We start from the raw sequence: 21,410 nt of genomic DNA on the forward strand, positions 1-21,410 counted from the left end.
CATCACTCGTCGGCCTGGGCGCGCTCCAGTTCGGCGGGCTTGCGCTTGGCGAACAGTGCGCCCAGTTCCTGCTCCTCGTCCGTCGTCAGATCCCTGGCGGCGTCGGGGAACATCTCTTCCTCCTCCTCTTCGATATGGTGGAGGTAGCGCTTCTTCATGTCTGCAAAGGTCTTGCGCCATTCCTCGCCATTGAAGGCAAGGCCGTCCAGCTCCTCCAGAAAATCGTCGATTTCCTTGTGTTCCGACACGCTGTGCTGCGCATCCTCGCGCAGGTCGGGGCGGGACAGCATGGTGGCGTAGAGCGTTTCCTCCTCGGCGGCGGCATGGGCCGTCACCTCGACCTTGAACTGGGCGAACAGCTTTTCCAGCCGCTCCCCATCCTGGTCGCGGTCGGCGTCCGCCATCTTGGCGAAGAGCTGGCGGTGGGCGTCGTGATCCTGCTTCAGGCGATGGAAAATACTGGCGTCGGCCATGGTCGGTCCTCCTCGTGCGAGCAAGGACAACGACAGGCGCGGCAATTGGCTCCGGCCGATCCGCCGAAGACAAATCAGCCGAAGAGGAAGCGGTAGATGATCGCGACCGGAATCCAGAGCAGCGCGCCGATGAGGCTCGCCCCCCAGAGTTGCAGCAGGTCGCGCCGGAACCGCAGCGCCAGTCCATGCTGCGACAGGCCGCCCTGCTCCAGCATGTGCCAGCGCCGTTCCAGCCCGCGCGCGGCGAGAGCATAGCCGCCGATCGCGATGATGATGCCCAGGTGCAGGACGAGCGATCCCCCCATCTTCGCGACGATGAAGATCTGGAGCAGGCAGAAGACCACCAGCGCGGCAGCAAGATGACTGCTGATCCGCTTGGCATAACCGGCGCGCCCCTGCCCCCGATTGCCCAATGTGGTCGCCACGGCCCCGTCCTCCATAAATGACCCGGAACACAGAATTTCACGATAAAGTCACGCAATCAAGGGGAATCTGGCGATGGAAATGCCGCGGTCAGGCGAAGAGTTCGAGCTGGCGGGCCGGCGGGGCGATGTGGGCGCGCAGGTCGATCCGGTCGACCAGCGCCGTCGGCCGCCAGTCCGCCGTCACCAGGAAGGGGCGCAGCTTGATGATGGAGGTGGTGAGCCGGCCGACATCTTCCAGCCGCAAGCGGCGGTGGCGGCGGCTCGCCAGGATGCGGTCCACGGCCTTCACGCCCAGGCCCGGCACCCGCAGCAGCGCTTCGCGCGGGGCACGGTTGACATCGACCGGGAAGGTCGCGCGATGGTTGAGCGCCCAGGCCAGCTTGGGGTCGATGTCGAGCGGCAGGCAGCCGGTGGCAGGGTCCGTGGCAGCGGCGATCTCGCCCGCATCATAGCCGTAGAAGCGCATCATCCAGTCCGACTGGTAGAGGCGATGTTCGCGCAGGAGCGGCGGGCGCTTGAGCGGCAGCACCGCGCTGGGCGAGGGAATGGGGGAAAAGGCGCTGTAATAGACGCGCCGCAGCCGGTGCCGGTCGTAGAGGCTGCTCGCCCGCGCAATGATCGCGCGGTCATCCGCCGCGTCGGCGCCGACGATCATCTGCGTCGACTGGCCGGCCGGCGCGAAACGCGGAGCGTGGCGATATTTGCGCCGCGCGTCGCCATGATCCTCCATCTCCGCACGCAGGCGACCCATGGCGCCCTCGATCCGGCCGCCATTTTTTTCCGGCGCGAGTTGCCGCAGCCCGCTTTCGGTCGGCAGTTCGACGTTGATCGACAGGCGGTCGGCATGAAGCCCTGCCCGACGGATCAGTTCCGGATCAGCGTCGGGAATGGTCTTGAGGTGGATATAGCCGCGAAATTCATGATCCTCGCGCAGCGACCGGGCGACTTCCACCAGCTGCTCCATCGTATAGTCGGAGGAACGGATGATGCCCGACGAGAGGAACAGCCCCTCGATATAGTTGCGCCGGTAGAAGCTGAGCGTCAGGTCGACCACCTCCTGCGCCGTGAAGCGGGCGCGGCGCACATCGCTCGACCGGCGGTTGATGCAATAATGGCAGTCGAAGATGCAGCTGTTGGTCAGCAATATCTTGAGCAGCGAAATGCAGCGGCCGTCGGGCGCATAGGCGTGACAGATGCCCATGCCTTCGGTCGAGCCGATCCCCTTGCCGCCGCGACTGTCGCGCCGGGCCGTGCCGGAGGAGGCGCAGGATGCGTCATATTTGGCCGCGTCGGCCAGGATTTCGAGCTTCTGCCGGGGGGAAAGCTGGACCATTTGTTCCTGATATGTTCAGTGCTTGCCGCTGTCCACAATCTCGATCAAGACCTGCCCTTCTGGGCAGGCGTACAGTCAGGCGTCCCCGATCCGCGCCTTGTGCGGCGGCGCGCCCGACGCCATGGTTGCGGTAAAGCCGGGACGCTTCGTTTCAAACCAGGGACATGCGGGAGGACAGGCGATGGACAGACGGGCGTTTCTGGGTCGAGCGATCGGCGGCGCGGGCGCGGCGAGCTGGGCGGCGACGGCGCGGGCCGCCCTGCCCTTCAACCCCTTCGCCGGGGTCGAACCGATCCGCGCGACACCCGACCGCATCTTCCGCACCACCGTCTGCCTGCGCCCCTTTCGGGCAGCCGGCCCCCGGATCGAGGTGGAGCAGGTCGGACGCAAGCGGGTCGTCCATAATTATGGCCATGGCGGCAGCGGCTGGTCGCTGAGCTGGGGTTCGGCCGAGGTGGCGGTTGGCATGGCGCTGGCCGACGGCGTGCGGGAGGTCGCGGTAATCGGCGCGGGCGCGCTGGGCATCACCGCCGCTCTCACCGCGCAGCGGGCGGGGGCCAGCGTCACCATCTATGCCAGGGAACAGTTCCCGCATGTCCGCTCCGCGCGGGCGACCGGCACCTGGTCGCCCGACAGCCGGGTGGCGATGCAGAAGGCGGTCGATCCGGGCTTCGGCGACCGATGGGAGGCGATGGCGCGCAGTTCCTTCGCGACCTATCAGAGCTATCTCGGCCTGCCGGGCGATCCGGTCGAATGGACCGATCGCTACATGCTGTCCGACACGCCCTTCGGACAAGAGCGCCAACCGGCGGCCATGCCGACCGAGCGGCCCGACGATTTCCTGCATCTGGAAAGCCGGCTGAGCGACATCATGCCGCGATCGGTGGAGATGGCGCCCGGCACCCATCCCTTCCGCCCCGCATTCGTCCGTCGCAACAGTTCGCTGACCTTCAACGTCGCCGACCTGGCCCATCAATTGACCCATGATTTCCTGATCGCGGGCGGCCGCCTCGTTCCGATGGAGTTTCACGAGCCCGGCGACGTCACCCGACTGAAGCAGAAGGTCGTCATCAATTGCACCGGCTATGGCGCACGAGCGCTCTGGCGGGACGAGAGCATCGTCCCCGTGCGTGGCCAGATCGCCTGGCTGATCCCGCAGGCCGGGGCGACCTATGGCGTTTTCTACGGGTCATTGTCCATGCTCGCCCGGCGCGACGGAATCGTCGTGCAGGAGGTGGGGCAGGACGAATTTTATGGCTATGGCGACGCCAACGAGCAGCCCGACCACGCCGCCGCCGCCGCCTCCGTGCGGCAGCTCGCGCAGTTCTGGGCGTAAAACCTATCGGGCTGACAAGGCGTCCATGATCTGGCGGACCGGGCTGATGTCATAGCCGGCCGCCGCCGCCTGCGCGGCGAGGACATCGCCATTGTCGCCTGCGCGCGCGCGGGTGAGCGCCCAGAGCAGCGTGCTGCGCGTGCCCGAGCGGCAATAGGCGAGCACCTTGCCCTCGCCCGCCTGGTCGAGCGCGCCGGCCATGCCGTCCAGCTGCCAGGGCGCGAAGCCGCCATGGGCGACGGGCACCGCGACATAGGCGATACCCGCGTCCTTCGCGGCCGCCTCGATCGCCGCGCCGTTGACCTGGCCCGGTTCCTCGTCATCGGGGCGGTTGTTGATGATGACCGTCACGCCCTGCGCCTTCGCGTCCGCTACCTGATCGACGCTGATCTGGGGCGAAACGAGGATGCGGTCAGTGAGCTTGCGGAACATGGGCTTCTCCTTTTGCGCGAGCCATGCGCCGGTAAGGCGGGGGATTCAAGAGCGGAGCTAGAGGAAGGGCCGGATCGCGGCGAGGAAGGCATCGCCCCAGGCGTCCAGCTTCTTCTGGCCGATGCCGCTGATATGGCTCATCTCGCGGATGCTCGACGGGCGCTGCTCGGCCATTTCGCGCAACGTCGAATCATGGAAGATGACATAGGGCGGCACGCCGGCCTCCTGCGCCAGTTCGCGGCGGCAGGCGCGCAGCGCGTCGAACAGCGGATCGCCGACCGGGTTGGCATCCGCGCCGTTGCGGGCGCTGCGCTTGCCGCGCGGGCGCTTCGGCGGCACGAGAATCCGCACCTCCTCCTCGCCGCGCAGGATCGGCCGAGCATTGGGACCGAGCATCAGCCCGCCATGCTCGGTCGTCTCCAGCGCGTCGCGGACCAGCAGCGCGCGCGAAACCGGGCGCAACAGCGCCGCCTCGTCGCCACTGACGATCCCGTAGACGGATATCTTGTCATGGCCGCGCTCGCGGATCTTGTCCGTCGTCGCGCCGCTCAGCACCTGCTCGATATGGCCGCTGCCGAAACTCTGTCCGGTGCGGTAGACGGCGGAAAGATATTTGCGCGCGGTCTCGGTCGCATCGACGCTGGCCGGCGGCGTCAGGCAATTGTCGCAATTGCCGCAGGCGGGCGGCGGGTCTTCCCCGAAATGGCGCAGCAGGATCGCGCGGCGGCAGGTCGCCGTTTCGACCAGCGCGCCCAGAGCCGCGATGCGCGTGCGTTCGCCCTGCTGGCGGCTCTGGTCCAGTTCGGCGATCCGCATCCGCGCGCGGGCGAAATCCTCCGCCCCCCAGAAGAGATGGGCGACCGCCGGTTCGCCGTCGCGACCGGCGCGGCCCGATTCCTGATAATAGCCCTCGATCGACTTGGGCAGGCCCGCATGGGCGACGAAGCGCACGTCGGGCTTGTCGATCCCCATGCCGAAGGCGACGGTAGCGACCATCACCATATCCTCGCTGGCGATGAAGGCGGACTGGTTGGCGGCGCGCCGGGCCGGGTCCATGCCGGCATGATAGGCGCGCACCGGGCGACCCGACCGGCCCAGTGTTTCAGCCAGTTTCTCTGTCGCGGCGCGGGTCTGGGCATAGACGACGCCCGGCCCCTTCTCGCTCGCCAGAAGATCGGCGAGCTGGCGCGTCAGGCCGTCGCGCGGATGGACGGCGTAGCGGATATTGGGCCGGTCGAAGCCCGAGATGATGAGGCCATCCTCGGGGATGCCGAGCTGGACGAGGATGTCCCTGCGGGTATGCGCGTCCGCGGTCGCCGTCAAGGCGAGGCGCGGAACGGCCGGAAATTCGTCCAGCAACGGGCGCAACAGGCGATAATCGGGGCGGAAATCATGGCCCCATTCGGAGACGCAATGGGCCTCGTCGATCGCGAACAGCGCGATCCTTGCGCTGCGCAGCAGGCTCCGGAAACCCTCCCCGCTCGCCCGTTCCGGCGCCACGTAAAGCAGGTCGAGGTCGCCGTTGCGCAGCCGGTCCTGCGTCTCGCGCCAGTCCGCGTCCACGCTGGTCAGGCTGGCGGCGCGGATGCCCACCGCCTGTGCGGCGCGCAGCTGGTCGTGCATCAGCGCGATCAGCGGCGACACGACCACGCAGCAGCCGTCGAGCGCCACGGCGGGCAATTGGTAGCAGAGCGACTTGCCCGCGCCGGTCGGCATGATGGCGAGCGTCGGCTGGCCCGCCATGACGCGGCCCACCACCTGCTGCTGCACCCCGCGAAAGCTGGTGAAGCCGAAGATGTCGTGGAGAAGCGTGGGGATGTCGCGCGCCATGCCGAGCGCCTTAGCGGTTGATGCGGGCCGGGGCCAGCCTTGCGCGGGCGGTTCCCGACACGCGCGAACCGAACGGAGGTTTTTGCGATCAGCCGATCGGATCGAGCAGGCAGCCCCAGCCGGGCTTGAATCGCGCGGTGCGGCTGGCGAGCAAGGGCACGCTGGCCTTGACCGCCCGCTCTTCGGGCAGGTCGGCCAGGCGCACCAGCGCCATGCCCGGTTCCTTGTCCTGCTGGCAGCTGCCCATCGTGCGGCCCTCGACATAGCGGCAGGAACAGCCGATGCGCGCGCCATAGGCGGTGCCAAGCCGTGCCTGCGCGCGCAGGCTGGCCCAGTTCCACATCAGGGCGCCCAGCAGCGCCAGAACGATCAGCCCTGCCGCCATCCACCATTTCCGCCGAACCACCATGGCTCTTTTCCACGCCTCCATGTAAGGGCGCCGGCTTATGCAGATCGAGAGCCGAATCGTAAAGCGCCTTGGGGTGGGCGCCGGCATCGCCGCGCTTGTGGTGGCGGCGACGCTCGCCGGCCGCGCGGCGCAACAGGGGCCCGACTCCGTCTACAGCGTGGCATCCGACGCGGTGGTGAGCGAAAGCGCCCTGCGCGGCGCGATCGACCCGCTGTTCGATGATGATGCGATGGGCCAGACCCGCGCGCTGGTCGTCCTGCGCGACGGGAAGGTGATCGCGGAACGCTATGCACCGGGTTTCGGCCCCGATACGAAGTTGCTGTCCTGGTCGATCGCCAAGAGCGTGACGGCCGTGCTGGTTGGGCTGATGGTCGCGGACGGACGGCTGGCGCTCGATTCGCCGGTCCCGGTGCCGGCCTGGAACCAGCCGGGCGATCCGCGCGGGCGCATCACCCTGCGGCAATTGCTGACGATGAGTTCGGGCCTCGATCATGTCGAGGATGGCGATCCCCAGCCTCAGGGCGACACGGTGCGGATGCTGTTTGCCGACGGGACGCAGGACATGGCGGCCTATGCCGAATCCAAGCCGCTGGCCCATGCGCCGGGCGCGATGTTCGCCTATTCGACCGGCAGCAGCATGATCCTGACCGACCTGATGACGCGGATGCTGACCAACAGCGCCGATCCCGACGTGCGGCGACGGGCGATGCAGATGTTCATCGACGGGCGGCTGAAGGCGCCCGGAAAGCTGCCCAGCCTGACGCCGGAATATGACGCGACCGGCACGATGATCGGCGGCAGCATCCTGCACATGACCGCGCGCGACTATGGCCGCTTCGGCGACCTGCTGCGCCGCCGGGGCCGCTCGCCCAACGGGCACCAGATATTGCCGGAAAAGTGGATCGACCTGATGACCACGCCTTCGCGCCGCAATCCGGCCTATGGGCTGCATATCTGGCTGAACCGCGACAGCAGCGAAAGCGCGCTGATGCCGGGCCAGGCGCCCGAGAGCCTGTTCGGCTGCGTCGGGCATAATGGGCAATATATCCTGATTTCGCCATCCCAGCGGCTGACCGTGGTGCGGATCGGCATGTCGACCGACAAGGACCAGCGCCGCGCGGTGCGCGGTGCGCTGGCGCAATTGATCGGCCTGTTTCCGGGCTGAGCCTCAGAGCAGGAAGCGCCCCTCGATCACCGTGCGGCAAGCCCCGGTCAGGATGACGCGATCCCCGGCCAGCGTGCAGCCCAGTCGGCCGCCGCGCGCCGACGCCTGAAAGGCGCTGATCTGCGTCTTCCCCAATCGTTCCGCCCAGAAGGGGGTGAGCAGGCAATGGGCCGAACCGGTCACGGGGTCTTCGTCGACCCCGCCGCCCGGCACGAAGACGCGGCTGACGATGTCGCTATCATCTCCGGGCGCGGTGGCGATCAGCATGACGTCACCCAGCGCCTTCAAAGCGGCGAAATCGGGGGTCAGCGCCCCAACGGCGGCCGCGTCGGGGAAGAGGAACAGGCTGTAGCCGCCATCGCGCCAATGCGATTCGACCGGATGGCCGCCAAGACCCGCCGCCAGATCGGGCAGCGGCCTGGGCGCCATCGTCCAGGCGGGAAGCGAGAGCGCATAGCCTTCGCCATCGCGCGTGACCGTCAGGACGCCGGCATGGCGGGTGCGGAAACGGATGGCGTCGCCCTGCATCAGCACATGGCCGCTCGCCAGCGTCGCATGGCCGCACAGCTTGACCTCGACCGTCGGGGTGAACCAGCGCAGTGCATGGTCGGCATCCGGATCGTCGGGCGTCGCCACGGTGAAGGCGGTTTCTGAAAGATTATTCTCCGCCGCGATCGCCTGGAGCGTGGCGTCGTCGAGCCAGGCGTCGAGCGGCATCACCGCGGCGGGATTGCCGGAGAAGGGCGCGTCAGCGAAAGCGTCGACCTGGGTGAAGGGCAAACTGGTCATGATGGGGCTGTCCTTGTGCATTTGCGCCTTCATGGTGCGCGGGCGACGGCACGAACAGAGCCAGCGACCGCCTATTGGCCGTTCAGCCGAGCAGGACGAGCGCCGTGCAGACCGCCAGCCCCACGACGATATTGATCGGCACCCCGATCCGCACGAAGTCGGAAAAGCGGTAGTCGCCCGCCGCATAGACCAGCGCATTGGTCTGATAGCCAATCGGCGTCGCGAAACAGGCCGACGCGCCGATCATCAGCGCGATCACCAGCGGGCGGGCGTCGACGCCCAGGGACTGCGCCAGCGCGATGGTAATCGGCGTCAGCAAGGCCGCCACCGCGTTATTGCTGAGCAGTTCGGACAGCAGCAGCGCCAGGAAATAGATGACGAAGACCAGCCCCCATTCCGGCGCATGGCGCAGCAGCGGCGTCACCCAGCCGACCATCAGCGCCACGCTGCCCGCCCGCTCCAGCGCCAGGCCCACGGCGAGCATGGCGAAGATCAGGATCAGCACGTCGCCGTCGATCGCGCCCCAGGCCTCCTCCGGGTCGATGCAGCGGGAGACCAGGATCACGCCCACAGCGATGACGGCAGCCAGCCCGATGCCGACCACGTCGAATGCGGAGAGCAGCACCGCCCCTGCCATGGCGGCGATGGCGATCCACGCCTTGCGCGGGCGGAACGCGCGGGTGCGGCTGACATCGACGCCGATCAGGTGCGGATTGTCCTTGAGCGCGCGCATGGCATCGTCGCCGCCCGCCACCAGCAGCCGGTCCGCGCCGCGGATTCGCGTGTCGCCAAGATTGGGACCGGGCAGATGACGGGCGCGGTGGATGCCGATGATCCGTACCCGCAGCGCGTGGAGAAAGGGGATGTCGATCAGCCGCTCGCCAAGCGAGGGATGGCTGGGCGCGATCATCGCCTCCACCACCGTCCCGTCCTGCGCGCTGGTGCGGGAATCGGCGGCGATCCCCAGTTCGAACCGCCCCGATTCGCGCAGCGTCAGGATCGCGGCGCCGTCGGCCCGTACGATCAGCCGATCGCCGGAATGAAATTCCTCCCGCATCAGGTCGCGCCGCCGGATTTCGCCGCCCCGTTTCAGCCCGAGCAACTGGACCGAACGACCGAACATGCCCAGGGCGCCGATTTCCCGGCCGATCACATCGCTGTCCTGTGGCACGACCAGTTCGGTAAGATAGTCCTGGACATTGCCCCCGCCTTCCCCCGCGATCGACGGCGGATCGCTGGGCAGCAGAAAGGACAGGCAGACCAGCGCCACGATGCCCGCCGCCGCGCCGACGCCACCGTAGAGGCTGATGTCGAAGATGCCGAAAGGCGCCATGCCCTGTTCGGCGGCGATGCCCGCGACCACCAGATTGGTCGAGGTGCCGACCAGGGTCAGGCAGCCGCCCAGCACCGCGACGACATTCATCGGGATCAACAGCTTCTTGACCGGATAGCCCGTCGCCTCCGCAAGCTTGAACATGATCGGGATCAGCAGCACGACGACAGGCGTATTGTTGAGGAAAGCCGAAAGCAGCAGGGTGCCGAGCGTGACTTCCGCCAACGCCACGCGCGGATGCCGTTCGGCCCGCGTCATGATGAGGTCGGCGATGCGGCCGATCACTCCTGTCCGGATCAGCGCGCCCGACAGGACGAACATCGCGCCCACGGTCAGCGGCGCGCTGTTGGAAAAGACCGAGAACATCGCCTTTTCATCGAGCAAGCCGAGCAGCGCGTAGACGCAGGCGCCGACCACGGCGATGACGGTGGGGGAATAACGTTCGCGCACGAAGGCGAGGAACATGCAGGCGAGGATCAGCAGGCCGATTTCCGCGCGATAGATACCGAGCAGCGCGGTGATGAAATGCATGTACCCTGTCCCCCGATCGTGACGGACCGTTTCCGGCGCAATGCGATCGGAAACTAGACACGCCTCTGACGGAAGTGCAACGAAATGGGCCAGCCATGGTTGCATGGCTGGCCCGTGTCGCGGCGTTGAGGGGACGTTTTGACCGTCAATCCGCGCTTTTTAATCGCAGGGTTTTTCAAGAAAAACGCTGCGACGCGTGGTGACGCTCCCCAGGCTTACGCTCTGCCGCTCGCCCTCCCGCGGGCGATGGATGTCATCCTATCGTAACAGGGCCGAGTCGTCTCGTTCTTTCGCATCCTGCCGCATCGGTTCGGCGCGTCATTCACCGCATTGGGCGCGGTGGAGCAGCTTCTGATCGGCCAGCACAAGGGCCATCATCGCCTCCACCACCGGCACGCCCCGGATGCCGACACAAGGGTCGTGCCGCCCCCTGGTGATGATGTCAGACGCCTCGCCTTCCCGCGTGACGGTTTCGACCGGGATCAGGATCGAACTGGTCGGCTTGAAGGCGACGCGGACCTTGACCGGCTGGCCGGTGGAAATGCCCCCGGCGATGCCGCCGGCATGATTGGCGAGGAAGACGGGGCCGGCATCGGGCTGTTCGAGATTGGGCCGCATCGGATCGGCATTCTGTTCGCCGCGCAGGCGCGCCGCCGCAAAGCCGTCACCGATCTCGACGCCTTTGACGGCATTGATGCTCATCATCGCGCTCGCCAGTTCGCTGTCCAGCTTGGCATAGAGCGGCGCGCCCCAGCCCGCCGGCACGCCGGAGGCGACACATTCCACCACCGCGCCGAGCGACGAACCGTCCAGCCGTGCATCGTCGACCAGCTTTTCCCAGCGCTTCGCGGCCTCCGCGTCGGGGCAGAAAAACGGGTTCTGCGCGATCTGCGCCGGATCGAAATTGGCATAGTCGATCGCGTCGCCGCCGATTTCGCTGACATAGGCGAAGATGTCGACTTCGGCGATGACCGCGCGGGCGACAGCGCCCGCCGCGACCCGGCTGGCGGTTTCGCGCGCCGAGGAGCGCCCGCCGCCGCGATAGTCGCGAAAGCCATATTTGGCGTCATAGGCATAGTCGGCATGGCCGGGGCGGTAAGCCTTGGCCACCTCAGAATAATCCTTCGACCGCTGGTCGGTATTCTCGATCATCAGGCTGATCGGCGTACCCGTGGTCCTGCCCTCGAACACGCCGGAGAGGATGCGGACCTCGTCCGCCTCACGCCGCTGGGTCGTGAACTTGGAGGTGCCGGGCTTGCGCAGGTCGAGCCAGGGCTGGATGTCGGCCTCGCTCAACTCCAGCCCTGGCGGGCAGCCATCCACCACGGCGCCGATCGCCGGGCCATGGCTCTCACCCCAGGTGGTGAAGCGAAAGACGCGACCAAAACTGTTGAAACTCATTCTGCTGCTTCACTATCCCAATCGGAGCCGAAACGCTGCGCCATGTAACGCAGACTGCCGAAACGGCCGGCAAGCAGCCCTTCCACCGTGAGGTCGGCATCCAGTTCTTCCCAATGCAGACCGAATCCGGCACCTGCAATCTCGACCTTTTCCAGTCGGTCCGCGCTCGCCCGCTCCAGCCCCTGCGCCAAGGTGGCCGGGAAGGAAAACGTGGCGCCGCTCACCAGATCGATCATGATCCGCCCGCTGCTCCGGTCATAGCGCACAGCACGGGCGCGCGGCTTGATCGCAAGATCATGCTCGCCGCGCCTGACGGCCTCTTCAAACTGTTCCTGGGTCAACTCACCCATGGATGCCGCGCCACCTTCCGAGCAGATAGTCCCGCTTTTCTCGCACAATATCGAGAGCCCGTCGACTCTCCCGCCGATCGGCCCCGACGATCCGCACCACCTCCGCCTCGCCGTCCACGAACACATGGACGTGCTGGGGGGAGATGGTCGTCCGTGTAGATCATGACGCGAAGGCTGCCTTCGCGCAGGACCGTCGGCATGTGTCCTTACTTGTCCAGCGCGATGTCGGGCGCGTCCTCGGCCTTCATCCCGATGACATTGTAGCCGGCATCGACATGGTGGATTTCACCGGTGACGCCGCTGGCCAGATCGGACAGCAGGTAGAGGCCCGCGCCGCCGACATCCTCGATCGTCACGTTGCGGCGCAGCGGCGAGTTCAGTTCGTTCCACTTGAGGATATAGCGGAAATCGCCAATGCCGCTGGCGGCCAGTGTCTTGATCGGGCCGGCGGAAATGGCGTTGACGCGGATATTTTCAGGACCGAGGTCCATCGCCAGATATTTGACGCTGGTTTCCAGCGCTGCCTTGGCCACGCCCATCACATTATAATGGGGAATGACCTTTTCCGCGCCATAATAGCTGAGCGTCAGGATGCTGCCGCCATTGGGCATGAGTGCGCGGGCGCGCTTGGTGACGGCGACGAAGCTGTAGGCCGACACGTTCATGGTCAGCAGGAAATTGTCTAGGCTGGTGTCGACATAGAGGCCGCGCAGCTCATTCTTGTCGGAGAAGCCGATCGCGTGGACCACGAAGTCGAGGCCACCCCAGCGGCTTTCGATCTCGCCAAAGGCCGCGTCCAGCTTGTCCATGTCGGTGACGTCGCAGTCGATCAGGAAATCGGAGCCAACCTGTTCGGCCAACGGCTTCACCCGCTTCGCCAGCGCATCGCCCTGATAGGAAAATGCCAGTTCCGCACCCTGTTCATGCAGGGCCTTCGCGATGCCCCAGGCCAGCGACTTGTCGTTCGCCAGGCCCATGATGAGGCCGCGCTTTCCTGCCATCAAGCCGTTCATATCGTCGTTCCGTTCCCTTGGGTCGCCGACGCCTCGTCCAGTTCCTCTTCGGGAAATTCCGCCAGCGCCGCATTCAATTCCGCGCCAATTACCACGCCAAGCCCGACGAGAAAGAAAAAAATGAGCGTGATCATCACGCCCGCCAGACTGCCATAGGTGCGACCATAGCCGCCCAGCAGCGACAGGGTGGGCGGCAGCAGCATGGTCGTGCCGAACCACCAGAGCGATGTCGCCACCGCGCCGGGCCATTTGGGGAAGCGCCGATCCTTGTAGGCGGTCGGCGTCAGCGCCACGAACAGCGACCAGAGCGCCACGCAGGTGATCCCCATCGGCACCAGCCGGGCCGAAGCGACCCAGGCGATCGCCGTATCGGCCCAAGGCAGTATCTGGTTGAGAAACTGGTCGATGCCGGTGATCGCGACCTGGAGCGAAAAGGCGAACATCACGGCGAAGACGCTGGCGAGCGTGATGCCGATCGCGCCGAGCCGATAGTGCCAGAAGGATTTGGTGCTGCGGGTGCCATAGGCGCGCCGCAATATGTCACGGATCGTCTCGATCAGGCTGCCGACGGTCCACAGGCCGACGAGCCCGCCGATCCAGAGCAGGGGGCCGGTCCGGGCGTTGAGGACGTCGCTGATCGGTTGCCGCACGACATCGGCCACGCCGCGCGGCACCGTGGTCAGAAAGGCGTTGACGGCCGCCACGCCGTCCTCCGTGCGGCCGAAGATGCTGGCCACCGCCGCCGCGACGATGAAGAAGGGGAACAGCGTCATCAGCGACAGATAGGCAAGGTTGCCCGCGTGGATGAAGCCGTCGCTATAGGCGCCGACGGCCACCCGCTTGACCACTTCGAACAGATGAGACCCCGGCCGGACGCGGTTCATGTGCCGATGGAAATGCGCCCGCGCCTGTTCCGCCATCTTGCGGCGGGCTTCGGGCGAATAGGGCGATGGCATCGGCATCCGCGCCTAACGCGTCAGACGCCCAGATGGGCGCGCACGGCGCGCTGGTCCTGCCAGCTTTCCACCAGCGCCCGGATCGCCGGATCGTCGGCGGGCACGTCGATCTGGAGCGTGACCAGCTGGTCGCCGCGATTGCCGTCCTTGCCGGTGAAGCCCCTGCCGCGCAGCCGCAGCGTCTTGCCGGAGGTCGCGCCAACCGGCACGCCCAGCATCACCGGGCCGTCGACCGTCGGTACCTTGACCTTCCCGCCCTTCACCGCCTCCCCCAGGGTGATGGGCAGGTCGAGCAGCACATTGTCGCCGTCGCGGGTGAAAAAGGGGTGCGGCTTCACATCGACGGTGACGATCGCATCGCCCGCGCCGCCCGGCCCGGCCTGCCCCTTGCCCGACAGGCGCATCTGCGTGCCGCTCTCGACTCCAGCGGGCAGCTTGAGGTCGATGGTCTTGCCGTCCTGCAGCGTGATACGCTGCGGCGCCAGCGTCGCCGCGTCGACGAACTGCACCGCCAGGCGATAATTGACGTTAGCGCCCTTCTGCGGCGGCGCCTGCCGGCCGAAACCGCCAAAGCCTCCGCCACCGCCGGCCCGCCGGCCCGCGCCGCCGAACAGCCCTTCGAATATGTCGCCGAAATCCGCGCCGCCCGCATCGAAACCGCCACCCTGCTGGCCGCGAAAGCCGCCGCCAGCGCCAGCGCCCCCGCTAAAGCCGAAGGGCGCGGTCGGATTGCCGTCGCCATCGATCTCGCCACGGTCGAAGCGCGCGCGCTTGTCCTTGTCCGACAGCAGGTCATAGGCGTTGGTGACGGCCGAGAATTTCTCGGCCGCCTTGGGATTGTCCTTGTTCCGGTCGGGGTGCAGCTCCTTGGCCAGCTTGCGGTAAGCGGACTTGATCTCCGCCTCGCTGGCGTTGCGGGCTATGCCCAGGGTGGAATAAGGATCAGCCATTCTCTCTACCTGTTGCACAAAAGCATCACTTGTGGACTATGTGGACGATACGCGGCCGACATTCAAGAAGGGGATGGCGCGGCTGTCCATACCGGCTTGCCCGTATCGACACGCCGGGGACAGACCCGTAAAGACCGACACATGAACGATCCCTTCGCCCTTTTCGACGATTGGTACGCGCAGGCGCGCCAGTCCGAGCCCAACGACAGCAACGCGATGGCTCTGGCTACCGCGGACGCGCGCGGGCGGCCGTCGGTGCGCATGGTGCTGCTCAAGGGCCATGGCCCCGACGGCTTCATCTTCTACACCAATTTCGAGGGGCGCAAGGCCGGCGAATTGCTGGAAAACCCCCATGCCGCGCTGCTCTTCCACTGGAAGTCGCTGCGTCGGCAGATCCGCGTCGAGGGGCCGGTCGGCCCGGTCGACGACGCCACCGCCGACGCCTATTTCGCCACCCGCAGCCGCGACAGCCAGCTGGGCGCCTGGGCGTCCGACCAATCCCGCCCGCTGCCCGATCGCCAGACCTTCATGGACCGTTTCGAGGCGGTCAGCGCCCGGTTCGATGGCGGTCCGGTCCCGCGCCCGCCGCACTGGTCGGGCTTTCGCGTGACGCCCGAGCGGATCGAATATTGGCAGGATCGCGAACATCGGCTGCATGAGCGCCGCCTGTTCGAACGCACTGCCGACGGCTGGCGCGAAGGGCTGCTCTATCCCTGACCCTGATCCAGACATTTGCCGTTAACACCGGGACGGAGCGAAAAGCGGGGGGCGGAAAGACCGCACTGCTTCGTCTTCTCCCATGCGACTGGACGCGCGCCGATTGCGGGCTTCCCAAGCGCCTGTTAGGTGTCGGCCTGACAGATGTACAATATGCGGGGGCGCGTGCAGACGCGACCTAGAGGGATTTGATGCGAAACAGACTGACGGCCTTCATCCTCATCGGCATGGTCCTGGGGGTGTTCACGGGCTTCGTGGCCAATCTCTGGGTCGGCGGCGACGAAACGCTGGCGAAGGATGTAGCGGGCTATTTCCACCTTCTGGCCGACATCTTCCTGCACCTGATCAAGATGATTATCGCGCCGCTGGTCTTTTCCACGCTGGTCGCGGGCATCGCCCATATGGGCGACAGCGCGGCGCTGGGGCGGATCGGCGGGCGGGCACTGGCCTGGTTCATCATCGCCAGCCTGATCTCGCTGACGCTGGGCCTGATCTTCGTCAATTTCTTCGCGCCGGGCGACGGCCTCAACCTCGTCCGCTCCGGCGGAGAGTCGGGCGTCAATACCGAGGCGCTCAACTTCCGCGACTTCATCCTGCACGTCTTCCCCACCTCGATGGTGGGCGCGATGGCGGAAAATTCGATCCTCCAGATCGTCGTCTTCTCGCTGTTCGTCGGCGTCGCGCTGACCGCCATAGGCGACAAGGGCAAGCCGATCGTGACGGTGATCGAGGCGATGGTCGAGCTGATGCTGCAGGTGACGGGCTATGTCATGCGCGTCGCGCCCTTCGCGGTGTTCGGCGCCCTCGCCTCGTCGGTGACGGTCCAGGGGCTGGGGGTACTCAAGACCTATGGCGAGCTGGTGGGCGAATTCTATATCGCGCTGATCTGCCTGTGGGTGCTGCTGGTCGCGGCCGGTTCCATCTTCCTGGGCAAACGGATGGTGACGCTGATCCGCTATGTCCGCGAGCCGCTGCTGATCGCCTTCTCGACCGCCTCGTCCGAGGCCGCCTATCCCAAGATGCTGGAACAGCTCGACCGGTTCGGCGTGCCGCGGCGCATCTACAGCTTCGTGCTGCCGCTGGGCTACAGCTTCAACCTGGACGGGTCGATGATGTACGCGACCTTCGCGACCATCTTCATCGCCCAGGCCTATGGCATCGACCTGCCGATCGCGACGCAGATCACCATCCTGCTGGTGCTGATGGTGACCAGCAAGGGCATCGCCGCCGTACCGCGCGCATCGCTGGTCGTGGTCGCAGCGACGCTCGGCCAGTTCGACCTGCCGGTCGAAGGCGTGGCCTTCATCCTCGCCGTCGACCATTTCATGGACATGGGCCGCACCGCCACGAACGTTCTGGGCAACGCCATCGCCACCTCCGTCATCACCAAGTGGGAAGGGATGCTGGAGGTCGAGGAGCCGATCGACGTGCCCCATCCCAAGGCGCCCGCCCACACGCCCTCCCATGGTCGCGCGGGACTGGAGCTGGCCTCCGACATGGTGGACGACGACCGGAAGGGGTGACACTCCTGCCCCGGTTCGGACGGCCTATAGGCTGATTACCACAACACTCCGCGCACGGGCTTCACCGGCTCAGGCGCGGGGTCGCCGATCGACTGGAGCAGGTCGATCTCGATCGTCCGGCACATGGCGGTCAGCGGCACGTCATGCACGCTGTTGTCGAAGGGATCGGTGAGGTCGTCGCCGATCCGCAGCACCGCCAGGAACATCAGCCCCGCCACCGTCGATCCCAGCGGCGTCGCGAAACCCAGCGACTCGACAAGCCCGATGGGCAGCAGGATGCAGAACATGTGGGTGAACACGGTCGGCAGAAAGCGGTATTGAAAAGGCAGCGGCGTGTTCTTCAGCCGCTCCATGCCACCCTGCGCATTGGCGATGTCGACCAGCACCGCCTCCATCTGCGTCTGCTGGATGGTGTCGAGCCAGCCTTCGCGCCGGGCGATGTCGATCCGGCGCCCGGTGCTGTCGAGCAGCCCGTTGGCGGGATTGGCGCGGGCCAGCGCCTTGCCCCTGTCCTCCTCGCGCAGGAAGAGCGTGACCTCCTCGCCGATCGGCTGGCGGCGGAGCTGGCAGCGCAGCGCGTTCACATAGGCGATCTGGCGCTTGACGATCTCGCGCTTCAGGTCGCGCGCCTCCGGGTCCGGCAGAAAGTTGCGGGTGGCGCGCGACAGGCTGCGCGAGGCGTTGATCATCGCGCCCCACAGCACCCGCCCCTCCCACCAGCGCTGATAGGCGCTGTTCGACCGGAAACCCAGGAACAATGCCAGCGCCGACCCGAAGATGGTGAGTGGCAATTCGGGCGCCTTGAAGGGCAACACATAATAAGTGATCGTGACGGCGCAGTCCCAGACGAATAGTACCGTCAGCGGCTTCCACACTTCGGCCGCGATCCGGCGGATGCTGGGAACGGGATCGACGATCATGCAGGTCTCCGATGAATGGACCGCCCCAACGCGAGAGGCGCGCAAAGGCTCCCTTGATGCTATAGCGAAACGATCGGCGCGGCCATGTGCAACTGGCGGCGTCCTGGCTCGTTGAGCCATGGTTGAGCGGGAGAAGGTCATGACCGGCGTCGCGCCCGAAATCGAAGCGAAGAAGTCGGGCCTGTCGCTGCAATGGCAGATGCTGGTCGGCTTCCTCGTGGGGCTGCTCCTTGGCCTGGCCGTTTATGTGACCGCCCCGGATGCGCGATGGGTCGACGCCATCACCACCTATGTGACCGGCCCGGTCGGCCAGCTTTTCCTGCGCCTGCTCTTCATGCTGGTCATTCCGCTGCTCGTGTCGGCGCTGATCGTCGGCATCGCCGAGATGGGCGAACTGCGATCCCTGCGGCGCGTGGGGATCCGCACGCTCGTCTACACGCTGATCGTGTCGGGCATCGCGGTGGCGCTGAGCCTCACCCTCGTCAACCTGCTCCAGCCGGGGGTGGGGATCGACCCGGCGCAGGCACGCGCGATGCTGGCCGAGGCAGGACCGGGCGCCCAGGCCATATTGGATCGCGGCGGCGACACGCCCACCGGGATGCAGGCGCTGATCGCCATCGTGCCCGACAATGTCGTCAGTGCGATGGCCGACAACGACATATTGGCGGTAATGGTCTTCGCTCTGTTCTTCGGCATCGGCCTGCTGCTGGTCCAGACCGATCGGTCCAGGCTGCTGCTGACCGCCATGGAGGGGATGTTCGAAGTGACGATGCGCCTGATCGGCATCGTCATCCGCCTGGCCCCGGTCGCCATCGCCTGCTTCATGTTCAACCTGGCGGCGCAGTTCGGCTGGGACTTGCTGATCCGCCTGTCCGCCTATGTCGGCGTCGTGCTGCTGGCGCTGGCGATCCAGATGTTCGGCGTCTTCTCGCTCCTGCTGCTGGTCTTCGCGCGCCGATCGCCGCTGCGCTTCTTCGCGGCGGTGCAGGAGGCGACGGTGATGGCCTTCGCCACCGCTTCGTCCAACGCCACCCTGCCCACCGCGCTTCGCGTGGCGGAGGACAATCTCCATCTGCCCCGTCGCATCGCGCGCTTCGTGCTCACCATCGGCGCCACCGCCAACCAGAATGGCACGGCGATGTTCGAAGGGATCACGGTGATCTTCCTGGCGCAATTTTTCGGCATCGACCTCAGCCTGACGCAGCAACTGATGGTGATGCTGGTCTGCATCCTGGGCGGGGTCGGCACGGCCGGGGTTCCGGCCGGATCGCTGCCGGTCGTGGCCATGATCCTGGGTATGGTCGGCATCCCGCCCGCCGGAATCGGCCTGGTGCTGGGCGTCGACCGGTTCCTCGACATGTGTCGCACGTCGCTCAACGTGACCGGCGACCTGGTGGCCGCCACCGTGATCTCGGCGGGCGAAGAGGATGGACGGGAGACGGCGCGGGCATGATGGCGCGGTTCGGGGCGGCGCTGGTCGCGCTGGCGGCCGTGGCGGGGCTGGGGGTCCAGTTCCAGGCGACCTTTGCCCAGACCGGGTCGGTGGCCGGGACGCTGTGGATATTGTTGCGTTTCTTCACGGTGCTGACCAATGTCGCGGTCGCGATGACCTTCACCGCCATCGCGTTCGACCGCAGGGTCGCGCCCCGGTTGCTCGGCGGCGTCCTGCTGGCGATATTGCTGGTGGGCGTGATCTATGGCCTGCTGCTGCGCGGGCTTCTGTCGTTGAGCGGCGGCGCGCTGCTGGCCGATATGCTGCTGCACAAGGTGACGCCGCTGCTCGCGCCGCTCTGGTGGCTGACATGCGCCCGCAAGGGGATGCTGGGCTGGCGCGATCCCTGGATCTGGGCGCTCTTTCCCGCCGCCTATCTGCCCTACGCCCTGCTCCGCGGGGCGATGGAAGGACGATATGCCTATCCCTTCCTCGACGTGACGAAGCTCGGCATCGGGCAGGTCGCGCTCAATGCCCTGCTGATCGCCGCCGGATTCCTGCTCGCCGGCCATGCGCTGGTCTGGATCGACCAGCGCATGGGGCATCGGCGTTAGCGCAATTTCGCGATCGACAGCCCGTCCTGCTTGGCACGGGTCTTGACCGATTCCTCGCTGCGGGTGAGCGCCTTGGCGATGGCCTTGAGCGCCATGCCCTTCTTTGCCAGCGTGTGCAGCTTCTGGATCTCGTCCTGGGTCCAGGGCTGCTTGTGGCGCTCGAAACGCTCTCCCGCCATGGCGGTCAGTCCGCGAACGGATCGCGGACGAGGATGGTATCGTCGCGCTCGGGGCTGGTGGAGACGAGCGTGACCGGGCAGCCGATCAGCTCCTCGATACGACGGATATATTTGATCGCCTGCGCCGGAAGATCGGCCCAGCTGCGCGCGCCGGCGGTGGTGTCCTGCCAGCCTTCGATATCCTCGTAGATCGGCTCCGCCTTCGCCTGGTCCTGCGCATGGGCGGGCAGATAGTCGAACCTCTGGTCGCCGATCTGGTAGCCGACGCAGATTTTGAGCATGTCGAACCCGTCCAGCACGTCCAACTTGGTCAGCGCGATGCCGGTGACGCCCGACACGGCGACCGACTGGCGCACCAGCACGGCGTCGAACCAGCCGCAGCGACGCTTGCGGCCGGTGACGGTGCCGAATTCATGACCCCGCTCGCCCAGCCGCTGGCCGACGTCATTTTCCTGTTCGGTCGGGAACGGGCCGGAGCCGACGCGGGTGGTGTAGGCCTTGACGATGCCCAGTACGAAACCGGCGCCATTGGGACCAAGGCCAGTGCCGCTCGCCGCCGTGCCCGCCACCGTGTTGGACGAGGTGACGAAGGGATAGGTGCCATGATCGATGTCGAGCAGCGTGCCCTGCGCGCCCTCGAACAGGATGCGCTTGCCGTCCGCCTTCGCCTTGTTGAGCGTCAGCCAGACCGGCTTGACGAAAGGCAGGATGAAGTCGGCAATCTCCGTCAGTTCGGCGATCAGCGCGGCGCGATCGATCGGCGCCTCGCCGAACCCGGCGCGCAGCGCGTCATGATGCGCGGTCAGCCGGTCGATCTGCGGGCCAAGGTCGTCGAGATGGGCGAGGTCGCAGACGCGGATGGCGCGGCGGCCGACCTTGTCCTCATAGGCCGGACCGATGCCGCGACGAGTGGTGCCGATCTTGCCGGCGCCGCTCGCATCCTCGCGCAGGCCATCGAGGTCGCGGTGGAAGGGCAGGATCAACGGGCAGGTTTCGGCGATCTGGAGATTGCCGGGATTGATCTCGACCCCCTGTCCCTTGAGCTTGGCGACCTCATCGCGGAAGTGCCAGGGATCAAGCACCACGCCATTGCCGATCACGCTGAGCGTGCCACGCACGATGCCCGAAGGGAGCAGCGAGAGCTTGTAGACCTTCTCGCCCACGACCAGCGTGTGGCCGGCATTATGGCCGCCCTGGAAACGGGCGACGACATCGGCGCGCTCCGACAGCCAGTCGACGATCTTGCCCTTGCCTTCGTCGCCCCACTGGGCGCCGATCACGGTCACATTTGCCACAGAT

Annotated in this window: 22 protein-coding genes; 6 read left to right on the forward strand and 16 right to left on the reverse strand. The window is 66.6% G+C overall.

Translation table 11 applies throughout. From position 1 onward, the window contains the following. Positions 1-2: 2 nt before the first annotated feature. The 3 genes from A7Q26_RS22835 to A7Q26_RS22845 all read right to left on the reverse strand — a co-directional run bounded on the left by A7Q26_RS22835 (position 3) and on the right by A7Q26_RS22845 (position 2,231). Complete coding sequence (locus A7Q26_RS22835; protein ID WP_066864972.1) at positions 3-473, reverse strand: hemerythrin domain-containing protein; 471 nt, start codon at positions 471-473, stop codon at positions 3-5. Positions 474-547: 74 nt separating this feature from the next. Beyond that, on the reverse strand, positions 548-913 hold the full coding sequence (locus A7Q26_RS22840; RefSeq protein WP_066864975.1) for a hypothetical protein: 366 nt from the start codon (positions 911-913) through the stop codon (positions 548-550). 73 nt (positions 914-986) lie between these two features. Next, positions 987-2,231, reverse strand: a complete 1,245-nt coding sequence (locus A7Q26_RS22845) for a putative DNA modification/repair radical SAM protein (RefSeq protein ID WP_066864978.1) — start codon at positions 2,229-2,231, stop codon at positions 987-989. A 181-nt stretch (positions 2,232-2,412) separates the two neighbouring features. Here A7Q26_RS22845 and A7Q26_RS22850 point away from each other — a divergent pair, with 181 nt between their 5' ends. Continuing rightward, on the forward strand, positions 2,413-3,567 hold the full coding sequence (locus tag A7Q26_RS22850) for an FAD-dependent oxidoreductase (RefSeq protein ID WP_066864981.1): 1,155 nt from the start codon (positions 2,413-2,415) through the stop codon (positions 3,565-3,567). A gap of 3 nt (positions 3,568-3,570) precedes the next feature. On the opposite strand, the gene A7Q26_RS22855 is transcribed toward A7Q26_RS22850, so the two are convergent. The 3 genes from A7Q26_RS22855 to A7Q26_RS22865 form a co-directional block, all read right to left on the reverse strand. Then, positions 3,571-3,999, reverse strand: a complete 429-nt coding sequence (locus A7Q26_RS22855) for a TIGR01244 family sulfur transferase (protein WP_066864984.1) — start codon at positions 3,997-3,999, stop codon at positions 3,571-3,573. Between the two features lie 57 nt (positions 4,000-4,056). Beyond that, complete coding sequence (gene recQ, locus A7Q26_RS22860; protein ID WP_066864987.1) at positions 4,057-5,829, reverse strand: DNA helicase RecQ; 1,773 nt, start codon at positions 5,827-5,829, stop codon at positions 4,057-4,059. A gap of 88 nt (positions 5,830-5,917) precedes the next feature. Next, a complete protein-coding gene (locus A7Q26_RS22865) occupies positions 5,918-6,238 on the reverse strand; it encodes a hypothetical protein (protein WP_066864990.1) in 321 nt (106 codons plus the stop codon). Between the two features lie 37 nt (positions 6,239-6,275). Between A7Q26_RS22865 and A7Q26_RS22870 the strand changes: the two genes are divergently transcribed. Further along, the gene (locus tag A7Q26_RS22870) at positions 6,276-7,403 is read left to right on the forward strand and encodes a serine hydrolase domain-containing protein (RefSeq protein WP_066864992.1); all 1,128 of its coding nucleotides are present in this window, start codon (positions 6,276-6,278) and stop codon (positions 7,401-7,403) included. A gap of 3 nt (positions 7,404-7,406) precedes the next feature. Here A7Q26_RS22870 and A7Q26_RS22875 read toward each other — a convergent pair whose 3' ends face one another. The 7 genes from A7Q26_RS22875 to A7Q26_RS22905 form a co-directional block, all read right to left on the reverse strand. Then, a complete protein-coding gene (locus A7Q26_RS22875; protein ID WP_066865337.1) occupies positions 7,407-8,192 on the reverse strand; it encodes a PhzF family phenazine biosynthesis protein in 786 nt (261 codons plus the stop codon). Positions 8,193-8,274: 82 nt separating this feature from the next. Continuing rightward, complete coding sequence (locus A7Q26_RS22880; RefSeq protein ID WP_066864995.1) at positions 8,275-10,056, reverse strand: SLC13 family permease; 1,782 nt, start codon at positions 10,054-10,056, stop codon at positions 8,275-8,277. A 318-nt stretch (positions 10,057-10,374) separates the two neighbouring features. Continuing rightward, on the reverse strand, positions 10,375-11,457 hold the full coding sequence (gene aroC, locus A7Q26_RS22885) for a chorismate synthase (protein WP_066864998.1): 1,083 nt from the start codon (positions 11,455-11,457) through the stop codon (positions 10,375-10,377). Beyond that, the gene (locus A7Q26_RS22890; RefSeq protein WP_066865001.1) at positions 11,454-11,807 is read right to left on the reverse strand and encodes a DUF2442 domain-containing protein; all 354 of its coding nucleotides are present in this window, start codon (positions 11,805-11,807) and stop codon (positions 11,454-11,456) included. Before A7Q26_RS22890 ends, aroC begins: the two co-directional genes overlap by 4 nt. Before the next feature lie 206 nt (positions 11,808-12,013). Beyond that, a complete protein-coding gene (gene fabI, locus A7Q26_RS22895) occupies positions 12,014-12,820 on the reverse strand; it encodes an enoyl-ACP reductase FabI (protein ID WP_066865004.1) in 807 nt (268 codons plus the stop codon). Beyond that, a complete protein-coding gene (locus tag A7Q26_RS22900) occupies positions 12,817-13,782 on the reverse strand; it encodes a YihY/virulence factor BrkB family protein (RefSeq protein WP_198163024.1) in 966 nt (321 codons plus the stop codon). The genes fabI and A7Q26_RS22900 overlap by 4 nt, the downstream gene beginning before the upstream one ends. Positions 13,783-13,796: 14 nt before the next feature. Continuing rightward, positions 13,797-14,726 carry a DnaJ C-terminal domain-containing protein gene (locus tag A7Q26_RS22905; RefSeq protein WP_066865007.1) on the reverse strand — a complete coding sequence of 310 codons (930 nt, stop codon included), beginning with the start codon at positions 14,724-14,726 and terminating at the stop codon, positions 13,797-13,799. A 96-nt stretch (positions 14,727-14,822) separates the two neighbouring features. Between A7Q26_RS22905 and pdxH the strand changes: the two genes are divergently transcribed. After that, the gene (gene pdxH, locus A7Q26_RS22910; RefSeq protein ID WP_443018180.1) at positions 14,823-15,443 is read left to right on the forward strand and encodes a pyridoxamine 5'-phosphate oxidase; all 621 of its coding nucleotides are present in this window, start codon (positions 14,823-14,825) and stop codon (positions 15,441-15,443) included. A 191-nt stretch (positions 15,444-15,634) separates the two neighbouring features. Further along, a complete protein-coding gene (locus A7Q26_RS22915) occupies positions 15,635-16,966 on the forward strand; it encodes a dicarboxylate/amino acid:cation symporter (RefSeq protein ID WP_066865012.1) in 1,332 nt (443 codons plus the stop codon). A 35-nt stretch (positions 16,967-17,001) separates the two neighbouring features. Here the strand turns inward: A7Q26_RS22915 and A7Q26_RS22920 are convergent, their stop codons facing one another. Further along, the gene (locus A7Q26_RS22920; RefSeq protein ID WP_066865014.1) at positions 17,002-17,886 is read right to left on the reverse strand and encodes a bestrophin family protein; all 885 of its coding nucleotides are present in this window, start codon (positions 17,884-17,886) and stop codon (positions 17,002-17,004) included. Positions 17,887-18,025: 139 nt separating this feature from the next. On the opposite strand from A7Q26_RS22920, the gene A7Q26_RS22925 reads away from it, so the two are divergent. Together A7Q26_RS22925 and A7Q26_RS22930 are read left to right on the forward strand one after the other, a co-directional pair. After that, positions 18,026-19,339, forward strand: coding sequence for a dicarboxylate/amino acid:cation symporter (locus A7Q26_RS22925; protein WP_066865343.1), 1,314 nt, complete (start codon positions 18,026-18,028; stop codon positions 19,337-19,339). Then, complete coding sequence (locus tag A7Q26_RS22930; RefSeq protein ID WP_066865017.1) at positions 19,336-19,932, forward strand: Pr6Pr family membrane protein; 597 nt, start codon at positions 19,336-19,338, stop codon at positions 19,930-19,932. The genes A7Q26_RS22925 and A7Q26_RS22930 overlap by 4 nt, the downstream gene beginning before the upstream one ends. Here A7Q26_RS22930 and A7Q26_RS22935 read toward each other — a convergent pair. Then, positions 19,929-20,111 carry a hypothetical protein gene (locus A7Q26_RS22935; RefSeq protein ID WP_066865020.1) on the reverse strand — a complete coding sequence of 61 codons (183 nt, stop codon included), beginning with the start codon at positions 20,109-20,111 and terminating at the stop codon, positions 19,929-19,931. The genes A7Q26_RS22930 and A7Q26_RS22935 overlap by 4 nt on opposite strands. 5 nt (positions 20,112-20,116) lie before the next feature. Next, positions 20,117-21,406: an adenylosuccinate synthase gene (locus A7Q26_RS22940; protein ID WP_066865022.1), complete on the reverse strand. Its 1,290-nt coding sequence runs from the start codon at positions 21,404-21,406 to the stop codon at positions 20,117-20,119. Between the last annotated feature and the right edge of the window lie 4 nt (positions 21,407-21,410).

The sequence above is a fragment of the Sphingobium sp. TCM1 genome (genome assembly GCF_001650725.1).
GTDB lineage: Bacteria > Pseudomonadota > Alphaproteobacteria > Sphingomonadales > Sphingomonadaceae > Sphingobium.

Bases quoted from the DNA above. Each gene is read 5' to 3' on its own strand.
- A7Q26_RS22835 (WP_066864972.1), bottom strand. From the start codon at position 473: ATGGCCGACGCCAGTATTTTCCATCGCCTGAAGCAGGATCACGACGCC.
- A7Q26_RS22840 (WP_066864975.1), bottom strand. From the start codon at position 913: ATGGAGGACGGGGCCGTGGCGACCACATTGGGCAATCGGGGGCAGGGG.
- A7Q26_RS22845 (WP_066864978.1), bottom strand. From the start codon at position 2,231: ATGGTCCAGCTTTCCCCCCGGCAGAAGCTCGAAATCCTGGCCGACGCG.
- A7Q26_RS22850 (WP_066864981.1), top strand. From the start codon at position 2,413: ATGGACAGACGGGCGTTTCTGGGTCGAGCGATCGGCGGCGCGGGCGCG.
- A7Q26_RS22855 (WP_066864984.1), bottom strand. From the start codon at position 3,999: ATGTTCCGCAAGCTCACTGACCGCATCCTCGTTTCGCCCCAGATCAGC.
- recQ (WP_066864987.1), bottom strand. From the start codon at position 5,829: ATGGCGCGCGACATCCCCACGCTTCTCCACGACATCTTCGGCTTCACC.
- A7Q26_RS22865 (WP_066864990.1), bottom strand. From the start codon at position 6,238: ATGGTGGTTCGGCGGAAATGGTGGATGGCGGCAGGGCTGATCGTTCTG.
- A7Q26_RS22870 (WP_066864992.1), top strand. From the start codon at position 6,276: ATGCAGATCGAGAGCCGAATCGTAAAGCGCCTTGGGGTGGGCGCCGGC.
- A7Q26_RS22875 (WP_066865337.1), bottom strand. From the start codon at position 8,192: ATGACCAGTTTGCCCTTCACCCAGGTCGACGCTTTCGCTGACGCGCCC.
- A7Q26_RS22880 (WP_066864995.1), bottom strand. From the start codon at position 10,056: ATGCATTTCATCACCGCGCTGCTCGGTATCTATCGCGCGGAAATCGGC.
- aroC (WP_066864998.1), bottom strand. From the start codon at position 11,457: ATGAGTTTCAACAGTTTTGGTCGCGTCTTTCGCTTCACCACCTGGGGT.
- A7Q26_RS22890 (WP_066865001.1), bottom strand. From the start codon at position 11,807: ATGGGTGAGTTGACCCAGGAACAGTTTGAAGAGGCCGTCAGGCGCGGC.
- fabI (WP_066865004.1), bottom strand. From the start codon at position 12,820: ATGAACGGCTTGATGGCAGGAAAGCGCGGCCTCATCATGGGCCTGGCG.
- A7Q26_RS22900 (WP_198163024.1), bottom strand. From the start codon at position 13,782: ATGCCGATGCCATCGCCCTATTCGCCCGAAGCCCGCCGCAAGATGGCG.
- A7Q26_RS22905 (WP_066865007.1), bottom strand. From the start codon at position 14,726: ATGGCTGATCCTTATTCCACCCTGGGCATAGCCCGCAACGCCAGCGAG.
- A7Q26_RS22915 (WP_066865012.1), top strand. From the start codon at position 15,635: ATGCGAAACAGACTGACGGCCTTCATCCTCATCGGCATGGTCCTGGGG.
- A7Q26_RS22920 (WP_066865014.1), bottom strand. From the start codon at position 17,886: ATGATCGTCGATCCCGTTCCCAGCATCCGCCGGATCGCGGCCGAAGTG.
- A7Q26_RS22925 (WP_066865343.1), top strand. From the start codon at position 18,026: ATGACCGGCGTCGCGCCCGAAATCGAAGCGAAGAAGTCGGGCCTGTCG.
- A7Q26_RS22930 (WP_066865017.1), top strand. From the start codon at position 19,336: ATGATGGCGCGGTTCGGGGCGGCGCTGGTCGCGCTGGCGGCCGTGGCG.
- A7Q26_RS22935 (WP_066865020.1), bottom strand. From the start codon at position 20,111: ATGGCGGGAGAGCGTTTCGAGCGCCACAAGCAGCCCTGGACCCAGGAC.